Below are 20,295 nucleotides of genomic sequence, written 5' to 3' on the forward strand. Positions count from 1 at the left end.
ACTGATTAAAAAGCTTGACGAAAAACGTTAGACTATCGCCATGATAGAAAGCAAAGCCTCACGACCAGAACTGCCGGGTATTCAGCTTATTCGCAGCAAGCGTAAAAGCTTGGCAATCACCATTGAGGCGGGGCGGGTTATCGTGCGTGCACCGCTTCGACTTCCCAAGTCTGAAATTCAGGCATTTATTTTAAAAAAGCAGGCGTGGATATTACGTACGGTAAAATCCCAGAGTGAGCAGCTTGCTGAAGTTCCTCAGCGCCAGTATATCGATGGTGAATATCTTCCTTGGCGGGGACGCTCCTTGTGTCTTCGATTAAAGCCAAGAAAACGAATTACCGAAAGAATCGGCGATGAGCTATATACCTCAATAGCGGAAAAGAGTCAGATTGAAGAGCGAGTACAGGCTTGGTATCGCAAAGAGTCTAAGCTTGTTTTAACTCAAAAAGTCGAACGCTTGACGGCCGCTCATGGGCTGAAATTTGCTGAAGTAAAAGTCAGAAAGAACAAGCGGCGCTGGGGACATTGCACCTCTAAAGGGGTATTGCAGTTCAATTGGCTGATTATGTTGGCGCCAGAGTCGGTGATTGACTATTTGGTAGCTCATGAAGTGGCTCATTTACGCCATTTTAATCATGGTCCAGAGTTTTGGCGCTTGGTGGCATGTTTTGAGCCAGATTACCAACAGGCTCAAGCTTGGCTGAAAGAAAACGGTCATCTATTGGTGTTGTAAGAGGTGTTGTGGCTTTTTGAGGGTGCGCGAAAGTGCAATAGAACTAAAATCAAAAACGGGGCTCGATAAGCCCCGCTTTTGTTTTGGCTATAAAATATTTTTTATAGCGCGTCGACATCAGCGCGGTTGATCGACTTGCTGTCAGTCATCCACTTGTCCAAAGAGTTAATATCTTCAGGAGATAAGGTACCCGCAGCCTGCTTAAGGCGTAGGTTGTTTAAGATATAAGCGTAGCGAGAGTTGTCGTAGTTACGTTGGGCGGCATACAAGCGCTGCTGTGCTTGCAAAACGTCAACGATATTACGAGTACCCACTTCATAACCTGCCTGCGTGGCTTCCTGTGCGCTCATATTGGAGGTTAATGCTTGCTTCTGCGCTTTAACCTGAGCCACATCAGTCACAACTTGAAGGTGGGCCGAACGAGCTTGTTGAATGGTGTCGCGCTGGGACTTGTTTAACAACTCTTGGGCTTGCATCCAGCTTTGATACGCTTGGCGGCGTTTAGCAGAGGTGCCGCCGCCAGAGTAAATTGGAATGTCCAAAGTTACCGCGAAAGTCGTTCCGTCCACTGTGCGGCTATCAGAAGCCGTGGTGGTGCCCTGGGCAATAATGTCAGTATTGCTGTCGTCATAATCGGTGTATGAGATACGGCCGTTAATGGTCGGGTAGTGACCGGCTTTGGCCGTTTTCGCACCTTGCTTAGCGGACTCAGCGCTCGCCTTGGCAACTTTTAGCGAGTAGTTATTCTTTAGAGCGAAATCAACCCAGTCGGCGCGCGCTGCTGGAGTAGGGTTTACAACCGGTAGCTCGTCAGATAGCGGTGCAATAGCGTCAGCTTTTTTGCCGGTAAGCACTTCTAGGGCTTCAAATTGAATGCCCACATTACCTTGACCTTGCAGGGTACGTGCATTGGCTGAGTCATAAGCGGCTTGAGCTTCATGGACATCAGTAATGGCAGCTAGGCCTACTTCAAAGCGTTGCTTGGTTTGTTCTAGCTGGTGCGAAAGCGCTTTTTGCTCGGCTTTGGCAGTGCTTAAGGTATCTAATGCTTGCAGGACATTTAAGTAGGATTCTACGACGCGAAGAATCAGGGATTGCTGTGCGGCTGCAAATTGATATTCAGCTTGTTTGGTTTGCGCTTTACCTTGTTGGTAGCCATACCAAGCCGCCATATTGAATAGGGGTTGGTTCAGCGTTGCAGTGTAAGCTTCATTTTCACGTTCGATAGCTGTAGTAACGGCAGGGCCGCCAGTGAATAGCGCACCTACGGAGTCCTGTTCGGTCTTAGAGTAACTTGCACGTGCGGTTACATTGGGTAGTAGGTTTGCTCGGCCAATATTTACGGCTTCCTTACCTGCTAAGAAAGCTGCTTCGTCCGCCTTAATTTGATGATCATTTTTCAAAGCTTGCAAATACACTTCCTGCAAGCTGTCAGCGTAACTTCCGCTAGCTGCTACTAGGCCGCTGATGGCGACGATTAGGGTTTTTCTTAACATAGGTTTTGTCCCTGGTATTAAAGCAAAGTGCCTAAAGCACCGATCTGCATATTAGACGATGCTGCGGCGAAAAAGAGCAGGCTGCTTTTGAAATTTAGCCGCTAATTTTAGCCAGTTCACCGCAACTGGTCGACTCGATAGCCTTTAAGGATAGCAAACAAGCCGTAAATAATTGTTAATCGAGCGATTGCAACAATGGATTTTTCTGTTGGCTGCGCCACTGTTGCGGGCTGATTCCCTGCCAGCGCTTAAAGCTGCGAGTGAAAGCGCTTAACTCCGAGTACCCCAATACCGCAGCTACATCGGTAAGGCGATAATGAGGTTCGGAGAGGTAATCTAAACTGAGTTGGTGCCTTACGCCGTCAATCATATCTTGGAAATTGGTATCTTCTTCGTGCAGGCGGCGTTGTAAGGTGCGTTTGCTGTAGCCGATAGCGCGTGCGACGCTTTCCAATTTGCATTGGCAACTTGGCAGCATGATACAGATAACATGCTGGACCTGCTCAATCAGGCTGTCTTTATGGCGGCGCTCTAAATACTGGCGTAATAACTGCGGCAGTGCCCGTGCGGACTCGGCGATTGGCTGCTCAAGTTGGCTGGGCTCAAACGATAGGCCAACAAAATCATGATTAAATGCCACTGGGCACTTGAAAAAGCGGCTGTAGATACTGGCGTGATCACAGCCGTCATGTTGCAAATAGGCCGCCCGCAGTCGCAGTGGTTCACCGTACAAGATTTGCAGCAAATTATAAATTAAGGCCAATGCATGATCTTGCAGAGCTTGGCTTTTGGCAATGGCCTCATACTCACAATGAATAATGAATTGGACGATTTCACCTTGCTGTCTGAGTTCAAGGCGAATCATCTGCACGTTAAACTGCAAATGATCGGCCAGCATCTGTAAGGCTTCGCCAATGGTTTGGCTTTCGGTGGACATGATACCGATTGGGCCGTACACCCCAACCGCTTGGCGGCTGGCCAGCTCTAAGCAAAAGCTTGGGCTCTTAAGGCGTTCGCGGGCCAAGTCCAGCAATCGCACATGGCGATCGAAAGGATTGAGTGTTCCGCTTTGCAGATGCAGGGTTTTGTTATTTTCTGGCAGCTCAAGGCCGGCTTCGCGATACAGTGCTGCAGGGTCGCCGCCCAGTTCGCTGACATATTCGCTGAAACCGTCTAAATACTCACTGTTGATCAAAGGAGCTGACATGGCAAAGTATCTGTGATGAAAAGCCCAATTGTGTTTTTCTGGCGCTAAAAGTCAATACGAATTACGAATCTTAGCAGCACGCGCTTATCATATTGATCTCTGCAAAGACCTAGAATAATCAATAAATAAGGATTCTTTATGAATATTGTCGCTATTTATATGTTGTTTAACCTGCTGCTCTTAGTTTTCAGTAAGGCGCCAGTCGCTATTGCGATGGCCAAGCAGGGCAGTGGTTATGACAATGCTAGCCCTCGTGAGCAGCAAGGAGAGCTGGCTGGCTGGGGTAAGCGAGCTTTGGCAGCCCATCAAAATGCGATAGAAACCATTCCTGTTTTTGGTTTAGCCCTGCTGACGGCTGCTCATTTGGATCTGGAGACTGCACAATTTCACCTATATGCCGGCGGCTTTGTGGCCTCTCGTCTTGTTTACCAAATTTGTTATCTGGCAAATTGGGCAACTCTACGCAGCGTGGCTTGGATAGCAGGCTATGCTTGTTGCATAGCCTTGGTGGTGTTGTCCTTGTAGTGTTGCGTTTGTGTGGCTCCACTGGAGGTACTACATAAGTGCGGTGGAGCGAAACAAGCGTTCCTCGCGGAAAAAGTGCGACATAATGTCGGCCATAACACCGCGCAACCATAAGTGGGGCTGGCTATTAATGCTACGGCGATGTTGAATGATGACCATCTCTAGCGTTGGGTAGCCAAGCTCTATCGGCATGGTCTTATAGGTATATGCTGGGTTGTGAAGTTCTTTGTGATTATCTGCTGTCACTAGCAGGCAGTCGCTTTTGGCGACCACATCCAAGGCCGAAGATAGCGATGAGGTCTCTAAAACGATGTCACGTTGCTGGCCACTCTGGTTTAGGATTTCATCTACTACACCAATATTGGCGTGGGTAATTTGAGCGATATACAAGCGCACATGGGGAAAGGACAGGTAATCTTCAAGGCTAATCTGCTCTTGTGCGGCCAGCGGGTGATCTGCGCGCATGGCGCAAATCACTTCGCCAAAGCCGACACTGGTTTTGACCAGCTCTTCAGGCATTGAGCGGTTGATGTGAATAACAAAGTCGAGCTGGCCTGATGCAAGCTGTTCGGTAAAGTCGGTACTAACCTCAGAAATGGTCAAACTTGCTCTGGGCGAGTGATCTTGTAAGGCTAGACTTAAATCCGGAATAAGCTGATCGAGGATGACTCCGGGGCCTGCAATATTGAAGCGCCCATTGTACGAGTCGGGAATAAACTCCTGGGGGTGCACTAGGTTGCTGATTTGATCGAGTAAATCCGGCAGCTGTTGTTCTAGCTGCTTGGCCCTCGGGGTTGGGATCAAACCATGAGAAGAGCGAGTGAACAGCGGATCGTTTAATTCCTCGCGCAGTTTTTGCAGGGTCTTACTCATAGCGGGCTGCGATACATGCAGTCGTTTGGCGGCATGGGTCACATTACGCTCTTCAAGTAAAACACGCAGAGCGCTTAAAAGGTTTAAATCGGGACGCATTGTTTGTCTTCCTAGATAAGAAATTCCTTGAGGTTATGCTAAATCAGGTGAAAAGCAATTTCAATTATATCTGCAATTTGTTTAAAGTAGATATAGGCTGTAGCCATATATAAAGTGTATTCGCATAAGTAATGACTCAGCTGCCATCATAGCCAGATGTACCCTTGGCGTGAACGATAACGACTACAGAGGCCTAAATATCATGCTTAAGCCCATTCTGAGAGGGGTAGCTTGTGTTCTGTCCCTGGGAGCCAGCTGGACCGCTCTCGCCCAAGATCGTCCCAATATATTGGTGTTTTGGGGTGATGATATTGGAATCACCAATATCAGTGCCTACAGCCATGGTTTGATGGGATATAAAACCCCAAATATCGACCGCATTGCTCGCGAAGGGGTGATGTTTACAGATTATTACGGTGAGCAAAGCTGTACGGCAGGTCGTTCAGCTTTTATCACTGGTCAGAGTCCAATGCGTACCGGCTTGTCTAAGGTGGGGTTGCCAGGTGCTGATAAAGGTATTCGCAAAGAAGATCCAACGCTGGCCTGGATGCTGAAATCCAAAGGTTATATGACCGCACAGTTTGGTAAAAACCATTTGGGTGATCGCGATGAGTTTTTGCCCTCCAACCATGGTTTTGATGAGTTCTTTGGCAATCTATACCACTTGAATGCAGAGGAAGAGCCTGAAGATCCAGATTATCCAAAAGCGCCGGGTTTTCGTAAGCGTTTTGGCCCGCGTGGCGTAGTGCATTCCTATGCAGATGGCCGAGTTGAAGATACTGGCCCGCTAACTCGCAAGCGTATGGAGACTGTCGATCAGGAATTTGTCGATAAGGCTATGGGTTTTGTCGACAAGGCTCATAAGGCCAAGAAGCCATTTTTTGTTTGGGTGAACACCACTGGCATGCATTTTCGTACGCACCCAGCGGCGGATACCAAGGGTAAATCTGGGCAAGGCTTTTACAATGATGTAATGGTGGCTCACGATGAAAAGGTGGGCGCAATGCTAGATCAGCTGGATAAGCTGGGTATTAGCGATAACACCATTGTGATGTATTCCACCGACAACGGTGTGCATTACAACACCTGGCCAGATGCAGGCATTACTCCATTTCGATCTGAGAAAAATACCAATTGGGAAGGTGCCTATCGTGTGCCGGCTATGATTCGCTGGCCGGGTAAAATCAAGCCGCAGGTTTCTAATGAAATTGCCTCGCACTTGGATTGGTTCCCTACCTTGATGGCTGCCGTTGGCGAAAGCGATGTAACCCAACAGTTGCTGAAAGGTAAAACTGTCAGCGGCCGTAAATATAATGTGCACCTGGATGGCTATAACTTGCTGCCCTATCTGCAGGGTAAAGAGAAGAAGTCACCGCGTAATCACTTTATCTATTTGTCGGATACCTCAGATATTGTTGGCTTACGCCGTGAAGATTGGAAGCTGGTTTATGCAGAGCAGCGCGCCAAGCGCTTCGATGTTTGGCGTGAGCAGTTTGAGTTTTTACGTATACCGAAGCTATTTAATCTGCGTCGCGATCCTTATGAGCGTGCCGATGAGCACTCAAATGCTTATAACGAATGGTGGGCGGATAAGGTATTGCCACAGTCTGCAATGGCCTCAACCGTCTTGATTCCGTTTTTACAGTCCTTCAAAAAGTATCCGCCAAGACAGAAGCCGGATACCTTCACCATCGATCAGATCGTAGAGAAGGCGCAAATTTGGGAAAATGTGCAGTATAAGTAAGGCTTATCCCGCATCAAGCCTGTAAATCGACAGATGTTACAGGCAACAAAAAGCCCAGCCCAGTGCTGGGTTTTTTGTTATGCTTTCTTTAGACCTTAAGCGGTCTTTTGACGCTAAGGACTACCAATAGCAATAACTAATAATAGGTTTCCTCATGGATGCTTTGCGTCAACAGTTTGCTGAGCTGCGCAGCAGTTTGCATCAACGTCTAATTGGCCAAGAGGCTCTACTAGATTCGCTTCTTCTCGCGCTATTGTGTAATGGACATATTCTCCTTGAAGGCTATCCGGGGACAGCAAAAACGCGTTTGGTAAAGCTGCTAGGGCAGAGCATTCAAGGTGATATGGGGCGAATACAGTTTACCCCTGATCTTTTACCGGCCGATGTTACCGGAGCCGAAGTGCTGCACCAGGACGCAGGGCAGCAAAGTCTTAGTTTTCAGGCCGGCCCAATTTTTAACAATCTAATTCTCGCTGATGAAATCAATCGAGCGCCGGCCAAAGTACAGTCTGCATTGTTAGAGGCAATGGAAGAGCGGCAGGTCACGGTTGCGGGTAAAAGTTATTCTTTGCCCGCGGTATTTATGGTTGTCGCTACCCAAAATCCCATTGAGCAAGAGGGCACCTATCCACTGCCTGAAGCGCAGTTGGACAGGTTTTTATTAAAAACTTGTGTGTCATATCCTGATGCCCAAGAAGAATTGAATATTATTCGTTTAGTTCGTAGTGAAGAGCAGCAGGCAGAGCCGTTGGCTTGCACGATCAGTGAAGATAATTTGCTGGCGGCTAGGCAAGCCTTTCAAAAAACACATGTGGCGCCGGCGATAGAGCAATATATTGTTAATCTTGTGATGGCAACACGCCAGCCCGAACTGTATCAAGACAGTCGCTTGCCTCAATATATCCAATTAGGTGCAAGTCCAAGGGCCAGTATTGCATTAGATAAATGTTCCCGAGCGAGAGCTTGGCTTGCAGGGCGTGATCATGTATTGCCTGAGGATGTTGCTGCCGTGCTACCGGAAGTTATGGCCCACAGAATTCAGCTTAATTATCGAGCCCAGGCCGAGTCCTATAGCGGTGCAGATGCTTGTGCTGAACTATTGGAGCAGGTTTTGGTGTAACGGTAAGTATTCCATGACAATACTTTTGGGCGGCATGTAATGGCAATCGGAGACGGCAAAAGTCCAGCTTTCAAAAAGCTGCTTGAAGCGGGTATCCAAGTGGATATGGAGGCCTTAATTCATCAATCCGAGCCCAGTAAAAGTTTAATGCCATTGTTTCTGGAGGGTTTGCTTGGGCCTTTACTTGGCCATCGTAGTGGTTCGCGCAAGGGTAGTGGTCTAGATTTCGCCGAGCTCAATCACTATCAGCAAGGTGATGATATACGTCACGTTGATTGGAAGTTGAGTAGTCGCAAGCAGAGTCCTTATGTACGCCATTTCCAAGAAGAAAAAGAGCAGCGTTTTGAACTGCTTGTCGATCAAGGCGCAAGTATGTTGTTTGGCTCTTTGGCTGATAGTAAGGCGGTCACAGCGGCTAAGCTGGCAGCTCAGATTGGCTGGCAGGCTATCCATCAAGGGGACCCTTGTTCTTGTTCTGTAGTTTCCGCCTCCGAAGTTCATTGGGGGCGCTCGAGTCGAAGCCTTCAGTCTTGGTTGCACGCTTTATCCGATCTACAAAAAAACAACCAAAATATTAATCCAAGGGCAGAGGCATCAGATCAATTGCTGTCGTCCAGCTTAGAGGAAATGCTCAATCGTCGTTATCGCGGACGTCATGTTTATATCATTAGCGATTTTATGAGTTTGCTGGTGGAAGAACAGAAAAATCGTTTGACGCAGCAGTTGGAAGCCTTATCTCAGCATAATTCACTTCGTTTAATTTATATTTTTGATGAATTGGAGCGGAGCTTTCCTGAAGCAGGTTTTTTACCGATATCAGATGGGTATCATCACGCTGAAATCAATAGTTCTGACTCGGGTTTGCAACTCGCTTTGCAGCGTACCTTTTCGCAGCGCTTGCAATTCTTATCGCTTATTGCCTCATCTCTACTCAACATTAAGCTGTTGCCTTTTGATTGTGCTTTGCAATATCGAGGAGAGCTCTCGTGAAACAGGACGTCTCTCTAAACGATCCTGAAAATAAACTTCTCGATGCTGAGATGCAGGAAGAACAGCTGGCTGCATCCATTGAGGGGGCAAGGCCGGATTTTTGGTTTCAGGGTTTTGGTAATGACTGGCTAGAACATTTTTACGAGCTGGAATCTGTGGCCGGTGAATTGCCTAGCGGCTTGCAGATGTACGTTCCTAAAACAGAAATCCTATTGCTTGGGCTTACCTTTTTATTAATCGTATTACTGAGGTTTTGGCTGCTAGGAAAATTGCAGGGGCAGTTGGATTATTACCGCTTGGAAGCACAAAGCGAGCTAGAAGATGTGTTTGCCGCTATCGAGAAGGATGAGTTGGATAATACCAATCGTCTGGCTGAAATCCTGCAGCGCTGTTTACTGGTATTCACAGATCGAAAAACATTGAACTCCCTTTCTGAGTCTCAGAGGCTTGAGCTTATTAATCAGCTTTTACCGAGTAATGCTCCTGTATCTTTTAGGCTAGAAGAACAAGAGTTCGCTGCTTTAGAGAGAGCTCGCTTTGAAAAAACGACAAAGCAGCTAGACCAAGAACAACTTAAGGTCTTGCATGGCAAGCTTTTGTATTGGGTGAACAATCATAAAGTAGGTGAGTTGCATGTTGTCCTTTGAGCAGCTCTGGGTTCTGCTGCTATTGCCCTTGCCTTGGTTAATAAGAAAGTTAGCTCCTGCTTACGGTAGCCAACGCCGCTCTCTTCAAGTGCCGTTCTTTAAGGCTTTGCTTAAAGAGCAGGGGCATGTTTTACAAACACAAACTGTTCAGCGGCGACGCAAAATCCAGGTATTTTTGTTGTTGTCGGTATGGCTACTGTTATTGCTGGCCGCGGCCAAGCCTGTGTGGTTGGGCGAACCTGTTGAGCTGCGAGAGCCGGCTCGTGATCTGTTAATCGCTGTTGATTTGTCCGGTTCAATGGCTGAGTTGGATTTTGCCCCAGTAGGAGAGCAGGCCATGTCGCGGCTGCGGGGAGCTAAGCAAGTATTAAGTGCGTTCTCTGAAGCGCGCGAAGGCGATCGGCTGGCCTTGATGGTCTATGGAGACGCTCCTTATTTGCAATTGCCTTTTAGTGAAGATAAGGCGCTTTTTAATACGCTGTTAGAAGAAAGCCGAGTGCGAATGGCAGGGCCTAAGACTATGCTGGGTGACGCTATTGGTTTCGCCTACAAGCATTTTGTGGCAGAGAAGCAAGCTAGCGATGCTAGAGCTGCAGATCGCAGTCGGGTATTGTTGCTGCTAAGTGATGGCAACGATTCTGGCAGTCGAGTGCCACCGAAAGAAGCTGCACGCTTAGCGGCCAGTGCTGGAATTAAAATTTACCCTATTCTATTGGGTAAACTGGATGCCGTCGCGGAACAAGCTGTCGATGAAGAGCAGTTGCAAGGTTTGGCGGATATCACTGGTGGACGCTATTTTCATGCTGAGGATGCTGATGCCTTGACTCGGGTATCTGAGCTGTTGGATCAGCTAGAGCCCAGTCGATTCGCCGTTCATTACTATCAACCGAGCCACAATTTATTTTATTGGCCAGTACTTCTGGCTGTATTGCTGGCCTATCTTGTACATTTTTATTTGGCTAGCCAGGCTTTTAATCAGCGCAGACAGAATGCCTCAGTTTCTAGCTTGGAGGCTGACAATGATTAGTGTCTGGGAATACTGGCAAAGCTTCCACTTCTTACGGCCTTGGGCTTTATGGTTGCTGCTGCCGGCAGTGTTTTTGTATGTGATGGCCTTATTGCAAGCCCGTTTAGCAAGCCGCTGGGGACAGATCATAAAGGCAGAGTACCTAGACATACTCGCTGTGGATAGCCGCCATCATTCTTGGCTAAGCCCGCTAATGTTGATGCTGATGACTTGCAGTTTGGCGGTTCTAGTTGTTGCTGGCCCCAGTTGGCAGCTCAAAGCTAACCCGCTAAAGCAAACTCAAGAAGCAATTTATCTTGTATTGCAACTCAATGAAGAGATGCAAGAAGATGAGCAGCGTTTGCTAACGGCGAAATTAAAAATACGGTCTCTATTGCAAGACAATAAAAATTTACCGGTTGCTCTTATGGTCTTTTCCGGCAGTGCTCATAATGTATTGCCTCTTAGTCGAGATCATCAAGCGATAAACTTGTATCTTGCCGATTTGTCAGCGGACTTAATGCCGGAAGATGGCTACAGACCTGACTTGGCACTGCAGCATGTACAGCAGCAGCTTGATCTGCGGCGATACCCACAAAGCACGGTTGTGGTGATTGGCAATAATGAGAGTCTCGTTGAAGTCAGCCAGTTTTCTGGTTTTAAATCGGAGCTATTAAAAATTTACTGGTCTTATGATGCCCAGGAAGTGCCCGCGTTCTTCTCAGAGTTAAACTTCGAGGCCTTGCAAATGAGCCCCGGTGATAGCGACCTTAGTCACTTTAAATGGTTGCTTAAAAAGCAGCAGCGGAGCTTGGCTTATGGCGAAGAAGATGATTGGCAAGATGCAGGCTATTTTCTATTATGGCCCTTATTAATCTTGGCTTTGCTATGGTTTCGGCGTGGTATGGTGCTCAGTTGGACTTAAGCTATGTATAAAACGAGGCAGCAACAAATCAAGCGAATAAAAATGCTTTTTGACGTAAATCTTATGGCATTTTTATTGTTGTTGCTTGTCTTGCATATAGTATTTGCGCTTAAGCCCGAGGTAAGTCCTAAACAGTGGTGGTGGACAAAGGAGCAGCGTGCGGCTCAGCACTGGCAGCGAGCTGAATATTTGCAGGCGGCTCAGTTATTAGCTGGGACGCGGCCGGCAGCCATTGCTTACTATGCGGCTGAAGACTTTAGCAAAGCTGAGGCGTTGTTCTTGAATGAACACGATGAGCAGGCTTATTTTGCTCTGGCCAATGGCTTGGCTCATCAAGAGCGCTATAGTGATGCAATTATTGCGTATCGTATGGCACTGGCTCTGCAGCCGCTTTGGCCAGAAGCGGAGCACAATTTAAAGCTTATGGAGGTTCTGCAAGAAAAGCCTCGCCAGCGCCGCGATAAAGACCAAGATAGCAAAAGTGATTTCGCCGCTGACGATATTTCTTTTGATCTGGACAAGGACAGCCGTGATCAGCAAGTAGATGATGCCTTAGCTAGTGGTGATCTCAGCGAGACGGCACTGCGGCAGCTTTGGTTGCGCCAACTAAATCGCAAGCCAGTAGACTTCTTGCAAAGAAAATTCGCTTATCAATGGCATCAGCAACAGCTGAAAGAAAATGCAGGGGAAGAACAATGAACCCCCTGATTTTCCCGTGGTCCGTATTCGCTTCGCTATTAATGACCTTAGTTAGTACATTTGTTTTTGCGACAGCTGAACAAGAGCCGCCTCTAGCTTTTGTGCGTATCGCTTTGCTTGATGAGCCTAAAGAAGCTTTGCTTGGGCAAGAGAGACTTTTAAGTGTCAAGTTATACAGTAAAACTTGGCTTCGAAAAGCACCGCGTTATCCGGAAATTGAAATTGATGGTGCTTTAACAGTACGACCATTGTCTTTTGCAAATCATAGCCAAGAGCAAATAAATGGTGTGGAATATATTGTCCAAGAACAGCAATATCGAATATACCCCCAGCGCTTAGGAGCCTTCTATATCCCCCCTGTGGTGCTGAAGTTAACTTTAAGTTTGGCAGGGGAAGAGCATCGCTTATCACTGCAGAGTGATGATCTAATATTTACTGTGAAGGAAACTGCGTCAGCGATCGTGGCTCGTGACTTACAGCTGGAAGAGAATTACCAGCTTTTGCGCCAGGGGGAGTCAATAGATTTGGCAGAAGAGCAGGAGTGGGAGCTACAGTCGGGTGATATCTTAGTTCGTAGCTTGTCGCTGAGGGCAGAAAAGATAAGCGCTGTGCTTTTGCCAAGCCTACATTTATTAAATCGCCACCCCGACAACTCATTGGGGAGTGGTGAGGGGCGCCAGTTTTCTCAGCAAAGCAATGAGCTTGGAGCGCTCTACACCGAGGTCAGCCGCTTAGAGGATTTAGAAAATCGTGGCGAAGTTAGCGCTATTCGTGAAGAGGTATGGCGTTATGAGTTTGGTTCTACAGGTCAGCTGGAGATACCGGCGATAACCTTATCCTACTGGGATAGTGATCTGGCAGAATATCAGTACAGAGAGTTGGCCGCTAAAACGATTCATGTTGGGCAGGTCGCCCCATGGTGGTTGCTCGTTACCCTATTATTTGTATTGTCTATTTCGGTGCTTTTATATTATTCAGCTGCTGTCCTGCCACTACTGAAGAGGTTAAAGCCTCAACATCCAGTAAGTTCGGAGAAAAGCCTATTTAACGAGCTGCTTGGCGCGCTAGATCATAACGCCGCCCAGGAGGTCTCTCGCATAATACCTCAATGGTTACAGCATTATGGTGTCGACTCAGAAGTTTTGGAGCCGTATATTCAGCTAAGAGTATACTTGTCTATGCCCTATGAGTTAAAAGGCGCTGTTTCTGAAAATGATGAACGTGCTGAGCGAACTAAGATAGAGCAAATAGAATTAGAGCAAATTAAAAACGAACTAAGATCTTTGCGTTTAGCTTTGCAAGGGCACAAGAAAAAACAAAAGCTTGATAAAAATATATGTTTACCCCCTTTAAATCCCTACAGCAAAAGCTAGCCGCTGCGCTGCTCATGCTTTTACTGTTGTTGCCAGCTACCCTCTATGGAGCTTGGGTTGGCAGTGAACAGTGTAAAAATTGTCACTCAGAAGCTTATCAAGCTTGGCAGGGCTCCCATCATGATTGGGCGATGAAGCCAGCTAAGCCAGATTATGTATTGGGTAATTTTAACAATAGCCGCTTTGATCACTTTTCTGTGCTGACTGAATTTTATACTCGGGCTGGCGATTATTTTGTAAAAACCCAAAATGCCAAGGGTAAAATGCAAGAGTTTAAGGTGGCCTACACCTTCGGCTTTTATCCTTTACAGCAGTATTTGCTAGAAATGCCCCACGGTAAATTGCAAGCTTTAACGGTTGCTTGGGACTCACGCCCAAGCTCCGAAGGTGGTCAGCGTTGGTTTCATCTTTATCCTAATGAAAAAATTCCTGCAGGCGATCCACTGCATTGGACGGGGGCATACTTTAACTGGAACAGTCGCTGCGCTGAGTGTCACTCGACAAACTTGCAGCGAAACTATGATCCAGTATCCCAAAGCTATAACACTCAATGGTCGGAAGTGAATGTCGCCTGTGAAGCATGCCATGGCCCCGGTCAAGATCACCTCGATTGGGCGAACTCGGGCGCTACAGAAGGCGACAAAAAGATTCGACGTCTGCATGCTAAGGGGCGATGGATTCTAAGTGCGGATGATGTCATCGCGAAGCGAGAACAAGGCCCCCGTGTAGCGGGCGAAATAAGCGAGCAGATTAATGTTTGTGGTAGCTGCCATTCTCGCCGCCGTTTACTACACGAAAAGCGTGAGCCAAAAGCCGCAGAGGATTTTCTTGAGCAGCATGCTTTGCAGACTCTGGTCGAGCCCATGTATCACCGTGACGGTCAAATTCACGATGAAGTCTTTGTACTGGGCTCGTTTATGCAAAGTAAAATGTATCAGCATGGCGTGGAATGTAGTAACTGTCACGGGCCGCACAGCCTAAAATTGCGTGCGCCGGGGAATGCTGTTTGTGCGCAGTGTCATTTGCCCACTGTTTATGATCAGCCAAAGCATCACCATCATAAAGCCCAAAGCGCTGGGGCGCAGTGCGTAAACTGTCATATGCCAGAAACTCATTATATGGTGGTGGATCCCCGTCGAGATCACAGTATTAGAATTCCTCGTCCAGATTTGAGTGAAGAGCTTGGCAGCCCCAATGCTTGCGTGCAATGTCATACGGATCGCGATAACAGCTGGGCCAGCAAACATTTTAAAGATTGGCTGCGATCAACGGGTAAGACCTTGCCAGAGAAACCCGCTTTGGCCGAATCGAATCCACGTAAGCTGTTGTCCCGTATTAGTAAAGAGCCTGCGATTATCGCGGCAAGTATTTTGGAGCGCTTAGCACAGCAACCAAGCAATCAATCGCTATTGGTTGCTCAATCACGATTGCACCATCCAGAACCGATGGTGAGAGAGGCCGCGGTGAACTTTATGGCTGCCTTGCCTCTGCCGCAGCGATTACAAGAATTGCTGGCCAGTTTGGATGAACCAGTAATGGCTGTGCGTTTAGCGATTGCTCGGCAGACTCTGGGTGCCGATACGGAGTCATTGGATGCCTCGCAACATCGAGCCATTAATGGTTTATGGAGTGATTACAAAAACAGCCTGATGTTCCATCAGGATACTGCAGCTGGGCAATTGAATTTGGGGCTTTATTTTTTAGCGCTTAATGATCTTGCTAGAGCTGAGCAAAGTTACCGAAAAGCCATCGAATTAGAGCCCTTGCATCTAGGTGCCCACTTAAATCTCGCTGATTTGTTGCGCCAACAGTCTAAAGCCGAGCAGTCCTTAGCCTTATTGCGCAAGATTAGTCGTGCTTTACCTGATGCCGCCGCCGCACAGCACGCTTTGGGTTTGGCGCTAGTACGAGCGAAACAATACCAGCCCGCCGTGGCGGCTTTGGCACAAGCTGCTGACTTAGAACCAGATAATAGTCGTTACTCGTATGTTTATGCGGTGGCATTGCATTCCACTGGGAAAAGCATCAAAGCTCGTAATGTTTTGCGTGAGATGGCTGCTAAGTCTTTGTTGGATAGCCAGGGGCGCCGATTTTTAGCACAGCTAGAGCAAATTACCCGATAGCAATTAACCGGATGTTGATTAAATCATGGACTCAATAAATGAGAAGTCGCTACTCACCGAAAGCCAGTTTGAGCAAAGCGATGTTGAATATGATCAAAAGGAAGTTGCCTACGGTGGCTTTTTTGAGATGCAAAAGTGGCAGCTGCGTCATCGTATGTTTTCAGGTGAATGGACTGAAAACTTTCAGCGCGAAATCTTTTGTCGAGGCAATGCTGTAGCCGGAATTATTTATGACCCATGGCGCGATGAGATAGCCTTGATTGAGCAATTTAGGGTTGGTGCTCACGCCCATCCTACTGGCCCTTGGTGTTTGGAGGTGGTAGCAGGGATGATGGATAAGGGCGGTGAGAGCCCCGAAGAAGTTATGGCTCGCGAACTGGAGGAAGAGGCTGGCTTGCAAGCTAAGGATATGGAGTTTATTTGCCGTTACTTATCTAGCCCTGGCGGCACCGATGAAGAAGTATTTCTATATGCTTTGTTATGCGATCTTAGCGAGGCTGGGGGTATTCATGGCCTTGATGAAGAGCATGAGGACATTCGTTTGCTGGTTTTTCCAGCGCAAGAGGTGTTTGCTGCTATGCTTAACGGAAGGATGAATAACGCGGCTACCTTGATTGGTTTACAATGGTTGCAGCTAAACCGGGAAAGACTCCGTGGCCAAGCCGCTGTAGTGGAGTGAAATTGCAACTTTAAGTCGAATGTATTTTTATGAAACCGCGTTATAAAGTAGACCTACCAGGACTGCAGGCACTATGTGGCATGAACTATGCTAAATTGCTGCGCTTAATGCCCGCTAGGGACTCGCGTGATTGCTGGGAATACAGCGCCAGTGCTGATGGTGCACATAAAATAAGCATTCGTATTCTAGAGCGAGCTCCATACACCACCACGGTAGTGGTGGAGCAGCAAGGCAATATCCATAGGTGGCTTAGGGAGTTATCGTTGGCGGTCCGAATCTATCATGATGCAGAGATGGCCGAGGTTGTAAATTGGGCGCAGTATCGTCAATTTTTAGGACGTTACCCATACCCCAATGAGCAAATGCATCAAATGGATGAAAAAACCCAGCTAAATCGATTTTTATCGGACTGGCTGGGCCTCTGTCTTGCACAGGGTCACAGTTTGGAATATTCCAACTTCACTAAACTAGGTGAAGGGATATAAAGTGAAATGAGGGTTATTGTGCCAACGGCGGCTATATTAAGTCGTTGTTCAGTCTTAGGTGCTAGATTTGCCCCAAAGAACGCGCCCCCTGGGCGGGTATAATTAAAAGGTGTAGCGGTGATTCTACCCATCAATGCAGAGCGCCCGGTAAGGGTGTTGCAGATTACAGATTGCCACTTAGGGGCTGAGTCTAGCGAGACTCTGCTGGGCTTAAACGTGGAAGCCAGCTTCGTCGATGTGCTGGAGCATGCCCTTGTCCGTGAAGAAACTCCCGATCTGATTTTGGTAACCGGCGATATTGCTGGGGACCCATGTGCCCAGGCCTATCAACGCTTTGTTTACCACCTAGAAAAAGCTTTTCCCGAAGTGCCTTATGTTTGCATACCGGGTAATCACGACGTACCGACGACTATGGCCGCAGTATTTCCTGAGCATTCCATACCTAAAGTGGTCGAGTTGGGTGATTGGCTTATTCTACTGCTGGACTCAACGATTCCAAACAAAGAGCATGGCGATCTCAGTGCGCAAGAATTGGATTTCGTGCAAAAAACTCTAATGCATAACCCTGATAAGCGCGCCATCATTTGTATGCACCATCAGCCGGTAGCGGTTGGCTGTGAGTGGATTGATCAGTATAAGGTTGCCTCTGCCGCGCAATTCAAAGCGCTATTATCCGAGTTCGATAATGTAGAATTGGTCTTGTGGGGCCATGTACATCAGGCCTTTGAGACGGAAGTAGAGGGGGTACGTTATATGGCTAGCCCTTCTACCTGTATACAATTTAAACCAAACTCCGCCGATTTTGCCCTGGATCGCTTAATGCCGGGCTACCGTTGGTTTGAACTAGACAATCGCGGCCAGCTTTCAACTCGTATTGAGCGCATCAATCAACGGGATTACCCCATAGACTACAGCAGCAATGGCTATTAATATCCTTGTTTTGGAACAGCGGCATAAGGCGGCTGTGTTTTAGGATACAAGAATGCCCGCTCTGCTCTACATCCACGGTTTTCTCAGCTCTCCGAATTCCTTTAAAGCCCTACAGGTAAAAGACTGGCTGCAGCAGTATCGTCCGGATATTGCATACCATTGCCCCTTTTTGACGGTCTACCCTGATCAAGTTCAGGCTGAGCTTGATCGTATTGTGGCCGAGGTGAGAGCGCAGGGTGAAGATCTGTACTTGATGGGAAGTTCTATGGGGGGCTTTTGGTGTAGCTATTTGGTAGAAGAATACGGCCTGCCGGCCCTACTTATCAATCCAGCTGTGCGTCCTTCTATGCTGATGCCAGAGTATGTTGGTAAGACATTAAAGAACTACCATACGGACGATAGCTATACCCTTGAAGCTAAGCATATAGAGCAACTGCGTGCTCTATTGCCTGAAGAAATTACTCGCCCAGATAATTACTGGGTGTTACTGCAAACAGAAGATGAAACCTTGGATTACCGCCAAGCGGCGGAACTGTATCGGCATTGCAAGCTCACCATTGAAGAAGGTGGAGATCATGCCTTCCAAGGTTTTGAACGTTTTATCGAGCCGGGCATAGATTTTTTAGCCCAGCATTATCAAAAGGCGTAAACGCTCAACGATAATACAGAAGCAATTAAGGACCCTGTATTTATGGCAAATTATAGTGCCGAGGATATTGAAGTACTCACGGGCTTAGACCCGGTTAAAAAACGCCCGGGCATGTACACCGAAACGACACGCCCCAACCACTTGGCCCAAGAGATTATTGATAACTCTGTGGACGAGGCGCTGGCAGGTCATGCTAGCCAAATCGAAGTGGTATTGCATAAAGATAATGCCATGACGGTAACCGATGATGGTCGTGGTATGCCGGTGGACATTCACCCAGAACAAGGCCGCCCTGGTGTAGAAGTTATCCTTTCTACCTTGCACGCCGGTGGTAAGTTCAGTAATGATAATTACCAGTTCTCAGGTGGTTTGCATGGTGTGGGGGTGAGTGTTGTTAATGCTCTCTCTAAGCAGCTATTGGTGACGATTCGTCGTGGTGGCGAAGTTCATCAAATGGAATTTCGTGATGGTGATAAACATAGCGATCTAGAGGTTATTGATAGCTGTGGTAAACGTAACACCGGTACTGCTGTAAGATTTTTACCCGACCCTCAATATTTTGATTCCAATAAGTTTTCAATCTCGCGTATGCGCCACGTATTGCGCGCAAAAGCGGTGCTATGCCCTGGCTTAAAAGTTGTTTTTAAAAATGAACAAACCGGCGAGAAAGATGAATGGCATTATGAAGACGGCCTACGCGATTATCTAAAGGCAGCAACTCAGGGTTGGGAAGTTTTGCCAGCAGATCCCTTTGTGGGCAGCTTTAGCGGTGACAGTGATGCGGTCGATTGGGCTGTGCAGTGGTTGCCCGAAGGTGGTGAAGTTACCCAAGAAAGCTATGTGAACTTAATTCCAACAGCGCAGGGCGGCACTCACGTGAACGGCCTGCGCTCGGGATTGCTGGATGCGGTGCGCGAGTACTGTGAGTTTCGCAATTTATTGCCGCGCGGCGTCAAACTTGCGCCCGATGATATCTGGAATAACTGCTGTTTTGTTTTAAGCACAAAAATGGGCGATCCACAGTTTTCCGGTCAAACCAAGGAGCGTTTATCGTCGCGTGAAGCGGCGGCCTTTGTTTCCGGTGTGGCAAAAGATGCATTTGGTTTATGGTTAAACCAGCACACTGAAGAGGGCGACAAGCTCGCCGAGTTTTGCATTAGCAATGCTCAAAAGCGTGTACGTTCCTCTAAAAAAGTTGCCCGTAAAAAAGTTACCCAAGGCCCAGCCTTGCCAGGTAAATTGGCGGACTGTTCCAGCGGCGAGCCAGAGCGCGGTGAGTTATTTTTGGTAGAGGGTGATTCGGCGGGTGGTTCAGCCAAGCAAGCCCGAGATCGTGAGTTTCAGGCGATCATGCCCTTACGCGGAAAAATTCTAAATACTTGGGAAGTGGATAGCTCGGAAATTTTAGCTTCCCAAGAAGTTCATGATATCTCAGTTGCCTTGGGTATTGATCCAGGCAGTGAGGATTTATCGAAGCTGCGTTATCACAAGGTTTGTATCCTAGCGGATGCGGACTCAGATGGTTTGCACATTGCCACCTTGCTATGTGCGCTATTCCTGCGCCACTTCCGTCCGATGGTTTCGGCGGGCCATGTCTATGTAGCGATGCCGCCCTTGTACCGTATTGATGTGGGCAAAGACGTTTACTATGCACTCGATGAAGCAGAAAAAGCCGGTATTCTAGAGCGCATTAAAGCAGAGAAAAAGAAAGGTAAGGTAGGCGTGCAGCGCTTTAAAGGCTTGGGTGAAATGAACCCGCTGCAGTTACGTGAAACCACCATGGCGGTTGATACTCGTCGCCTAGTCCAGCTGGTTTTAGAGCCAGGCGATGATACTAATCAGGTAATGGATATGTTACTGGCCAAAAAGCGTGCGGGTGATCGTAAGACTTGGTTGGAGCAGAAGGGTAATTTGGCTGAGGTGTAACGATAAGTTAACTCATTTTCTATTGCACACCGCTGCTAGTTGGTAATGTATATAAATTAAGCTTTG

General features: G+C 47.6%; 19 protein-coding genes. 16 read left to right on the forward strand and 3 right to left on the reverse strand.

The annotated features are described in order from the left end of the window. Positions 1 to 40: 40 nt before the first annotated feature. Entirely contained in the window at positions 41 to 733 is a 693-nt protein-coding gene (locus Q1A08_RS17875; protein ID WP_299775433.1) for a SprT family zinc-dependent metalloprotease, read from the forward strand. A gap of 101 nt (positions 734 to 834) precedes the next feature. Here Q1A08_RS17875 and Q1A08_RS17880 read toward each other — a convergent pair whose 3' ends face one another. Both Q1A08_RS17880 and Q1A08_RS17885 read right to left on the reverse strand, forming a co-directional pair. Further along, positions 835 to 2,229, reverse strand: a complete 1,395-nt coding sequence (locus tag Q1A08_RS17880; RefSeq protein WP_299775435.1) for a TolC family outer membrane protein — start codon at positions 2,227 to 2,229, stop codon at positions 835 to 837. Positions 2,230 to 2,404: 175 nt separating this feature from the next. Next, complete coding sequence (locus Q1A08_RS17885; protein ID WP_299775437.1) at positions 2,405 to 3,436, reverse strand: AraC family transcriptional regulator; 1,032 nt, start codon at positions 3,434 to 3,436, stop codon at positions 2,405 to 2,407. Between the two features lie 138 nt (positions 3,437 to 3,574). On the opposite strand from Q1A08_RS17885, the gene Q1A08_RS17890 reads away from it, so the two are divergent. Then, positions 3,575 to 3,961 (forward strand): MAPEG family protein, encoded by a 387-nt coding sequence (locus Q1A08_RS17890; RefSeq protein WP_299775438.1) that lies wholly within the window; start codon positions 3,575 to 3,577, stop codon positions 3,959 to 3,961. 30 nt (positions 3,962 to 3,991) lie between these two features. On the opposite strand, the gene Q1A08_RS17895 is transcribed toward Q1A08_RS17890, so the two are convergent. Further along, a complete protein-coding gene (locus Q1A08_RS17895; protein ID WP_299775440.1) occupies positions 3,992 to 4,933 on the reverse strand; it encodes a LysR family transcriptional regulator in 942 nt (313 codons plus the stop codon). 202 nt (positions 4,934 to 5,135) lie between these two features. Here Q1A08_RS17895 and Q1A08_RS17900 point away from each other — a divergent pair, with 202 nt between their 5' ends. The 14 genes from Q1A08_RS17900 to parE all read left to right on the forward strand — a co-directional run bounded on the left by Q1A08_RS17900 (position 5,136) and on the right by parE (position 20,229). Next, the gene (locus Q1A08_RS17900) at positions 5,136 to 6,677 is read left to right on the forward strand and encodes an arylsulfatase (RefSeq protein WP_299775442.1); all 1,542 of its coding nucleotides are present in this window, start codon (positions 5,136 to 5,138) and stop codon (positions 6,675 to 6,677) included. A 154-nt stretch (positions 6,678 to 6,831) separates the two neighbouring features. Then, positions 6,832 to 7,797: a MoxR family ATPase gene (locus tag Q1A08_RS17905; protein ID WP_299775444.1), complete on the forward strand. Its 966-nt coding sequence runs from the start codon at positions 6,832 to 6,834 to the stop codon at positions 7,795 to 7,797. Between the two features lie 39 nt (positions 7,798 to 7,836). Continuing rightward, on the forward strand, positions 7,837 to 8,787 hold the full coding sequence (locus Q1A08_RS17910) for a DUF58 domain-containing protein (RefSeq protein WP_299775446.1): 951 nt from the start codon (positions 7,837 to 7,839) through the stop codon (positions 8,785 to 8,787). Next, on the forward strand, positions 8,784 to 9,434 hold the full coding sequence (locus tag Q1A08_RS17915; RefSeq protein WP_299775447.1) for a DUF4381 family protein: 651 nt from the start codon (positions 8,784 to 8,786) through the stop codon (positions 9,432 to 9,434). The genes Q1A08_RS17910 and Q1A08_RS17915 overlap by 4 nt, the downstream gene beginning before the upstream one ends. Then, positions 9,421 to 10,461 carry a VWA domain-containing protein gene (locus Q1A08_RS17920; RefSeq protein ID WP_299775449.1) on the forward strand — a complete coding sequence of 347 codons (1,041 nt, stop codon included), beginning with the start codon at positions 9,421 to 9,423 and terminating at the stop codon, positions 10,459 to 10,461. Before Q1A08_RS17915 ends, Q1A08_RS17920 begins: the two co-directional genes overlap by 14 nt. Next, on the forward strand, positions 10,454 to 11,365 hold the full coding sequence (locus tag Q1A08_RS17925; protein WP_299775451.1) for a VWA domain-containing protein: 912 nt from the start codon (positions 10,454 to 10,456) through the stop codon (positions 11,363 to 11,365). The genes Q1A08_RS17920 and Q1A08_RS17925 overlap by 8 nt, the downstream gene beginning before the upstream one ends. A 3-nt stretch (positions 11,366 to 11,368) precedes the next feature. Continuing rightward, positions 11,369 to 12,064 carry a hypothetical protein gene (locus tag Q1A08_RS17930; protein ID WP_299775454.1) on the forward strand — a complete coding sequence of 232 codons (696 nt, stop codon included), beginning with the start codon at positions 11,369 to 11,371 and terminating at the stop codon, positions 12,062 to 12,064. After that, positions 12,061 to 13,437 (forward strand): hypothetical protein, encoded by a 1,377-nt coding sequence (locus Q1A08_RS17935; RefSeq protein ID WP_299775456.1) that lies wholly within the window; start codon positions 12,061 to 12,063, stop codon positions 13,435 to 13,437. Before Q1A08_RS17930 ends, Q1A08_RS17935 begins: the two co-directional genes overlap by 4 nt. Beyond that, positions 13,401 to 15,560, forward strand: a complete 2,160-nt coding sequence (locus tag Q1A08_RS17940; RefSeq protein ID WP_299775458.1) for a multiheme c-type cytochrome — start codon at positions 13,401 to 13,403, stop codon at positions 15,558 to 15,560. Before Q1A08_RS17935 ends, Q1A08_RS17940 begins: the two co-directional genes overlap by 37 nt. A 25-nt stretch (positions 15,561 to 15,585) precedes the next feature. Beyond that, a complete protein-coding gene (locus Q1A08_RS17945) occupies positions 15,586 to 16,239 on the forward strand; it encodes an NUDIX domain-containing protein (protein WP_299775460.1) in 654 nt (217 codons plus the stop codon). A 29-nt stretch (positions 16,240 to 16,268) separates the two neighbouring features. Beyond that, positions 16,269 to 16,724, forward strand: coding sequence for a DUF1249 domain-containing protein (locus tag Q1A08_RS17950; protein WP_299775462.1), 456 nt, complete (start codon positions 16,269 to 16,271; stop codon positions 16,722 to 16,724). Positions 16,725 to 16,841: 117 nt separating this feature from the next. After that, positions 16,842 to 17,654, forward strand: coding sequence for a 3',5'-cyclic-AMP phosphodiesterase (gene cpdA, locus Q1A08_RS17955; protein WP_299775464.1), 813 nt, complete (start codon positions 16,842 to 16,844; stop codon positions 17,652 to 17,654). A 52-nt stretch (positions 17,655 to 17,706) separates the two neighbouring features. Next, complete coding sequence (locus Q1A08_RS17960; RefSeq protein ID WP_299775466.1) at positions 17,707 to 18,303, forward strand: YqiA/YcfP family alpha/beta fold hydrolase; 597 nt, start codon at positions 17,707 to 17,709, stop codon at positions 18,301 to 18,303. 42 nt (positions 18,304 to 18,345) lie between these two features. Beyond that, positions 18,346 to 20,229, forward strand: coding sequence for a DNA topoisomerase IV subunit B (parE, locus tag Q1A08_RS17965; protein WP_299775468.1), 1,884 nt, complete (start codon positions 18,346 to 18,348; stop codon positions 20,227 to 20,229). Positions 20,230 to 20,295: the final 66 nt, after the last annotated feature.

It is taken from the genome of uncultured Pseudoteredinibacter sp. (assembly GCF_947500695.1).
Taxonomy (GTDB): Bacteria; Pseudomonadota; Gammaproteobacteria; order Pseudomonadales; family Cellvibrionaceae; genus Pseudoteredinibacter.

What these genes read in the sequence shown, in the direction of transcription:
- Q1A08_RS17935 (WP_299775456.1), top strand. Translation starts at nt 12,061, where the DNA reads ATGAACCCCCTGATTTTCCCGTGGTCCGTATTCGCTTCGCTATTAATG.
- parE (WP_299775468.1), top strand. Translation starts at nt 18,346, where the DNA reads ATGGCAAATTATAGTGCCGAGGATATTGAAGTACTCACGGGCTTAGAC.
- Q1A08_RS17925 (WP_299775451.1), top strand. Translation starts at nt 10,454, where the DNA reads ATGATTAGTGTCTGGGAATACTGGCAAAGCTTCCACTTCTTACGGCCT.
- Q1A08_RS17885 (WP_299775437.1), bottom strand. Translation starts at nt 3,436, where the DNA reads ATGTCAGCTCCTTTGATCAACAGTGAGTATTTAGACGGTTTCAGCGAA.
- Q1A08_RS17910 (WP_299775446.1), top strand. Translation starts at nt 7,837, where the DNA reads ATGGCAATCGGAGACGGCAAAAGTCCAGCTTTCAAAAAGCTGCTTGAA.
- Q1A08_RS17940 (WP_299775458.1), top strand. Translation starts at nt 13,401, where the DNA reads ATGTTTACCCCCTTTAAATCCCTACAGCAAAAGCTAGCCGCTGCGCTG.
- Q1A08_RS17880 (WP_299775435.1), bottom strand. Translation starts at nt 2,229, where the DNA reads ATGTTAAGAAAAACCCTAATCGTCGCCATCAGCGGCCTAGTAGCAGCT.
- Q1A08_RS17950 (WP_299775462.1), top strand. Translation starts at nt 16,269, where the DNA reads ATGAAACCGCGTTATAAAGTAGACCTACCAGGACTGCAGGCACTATGT.
- Q1A08_RS17900 (WP_299775442.1), top strand. Translation starts at nt 5,136, where the DNA reads ATGCTTAAGCCCATTCTGAGAGGGGTAGCTTGTGTTCTGTCCCTGGGA.
- Q1A08_RS17890 (WP_299775438.1), top strand. Translation starts at nt 3,575, where the DNA reads ATGAATATTGTCGCTATTTATATGTTGTTTAACCTGCTGCTCTTAGTT.
- Q1A08_RS17920 (WP_299775449.1), top strand. Translation starts at nt 9,421, where the DNA reads ATGTTGTCCTTTGAGCAGCTCTGGGTTCTGCTGCTATTGCCCTTGCCT.
- Q1A08_RS17960 (WP_299775466.1), top strand. Translation starts at nt 17,707, where the DNA reads ATGCCCGCTCTGCTCTACATCCACGGTTTTCTCAGCTCTCCGAATTCC.
- Q1A08_RS17905 (WP_299775444.1), top strand. Translation starts at nt 6,832, where the DNA reads ATGGATGCTTTGCGTCAACAGTTTGCTGAGCTGCGCAGCAGTTTGCAT.
- Q1A08_RS17875 (WP_299775433.1), top strand. Translation starts at nt 41, where the DNA reads ATGATAGAAAGCAAAGCCTCACGACCAGAACTGCCGGGTATTCAGCTT.
- Q1A08_RS17945 (WP_299775460.1), top strand. Translation starts at nt 15,586, where the DNA reads ATGGACTCAATAAATGAGAAGTCGCTACTCACCGAAAGCCAGTTTGAG.
- Q1A08_RS17930 (WP_299775454.1), top strand. Translation starts at nt 11,369, where the DNA reads ATGTATAAAACGAGGCAGCAACAAATCAAGCGAATAAAAATGCTTTTT.
- Q1A08_RS17895 (WP_299775440.1), bottom strand. Translation starts at nt 4,933, where the DNA reads ATGCGTCCCGATTTAAACCTTTTAAGCGCTCTGCGTGTTTTACTTGAA.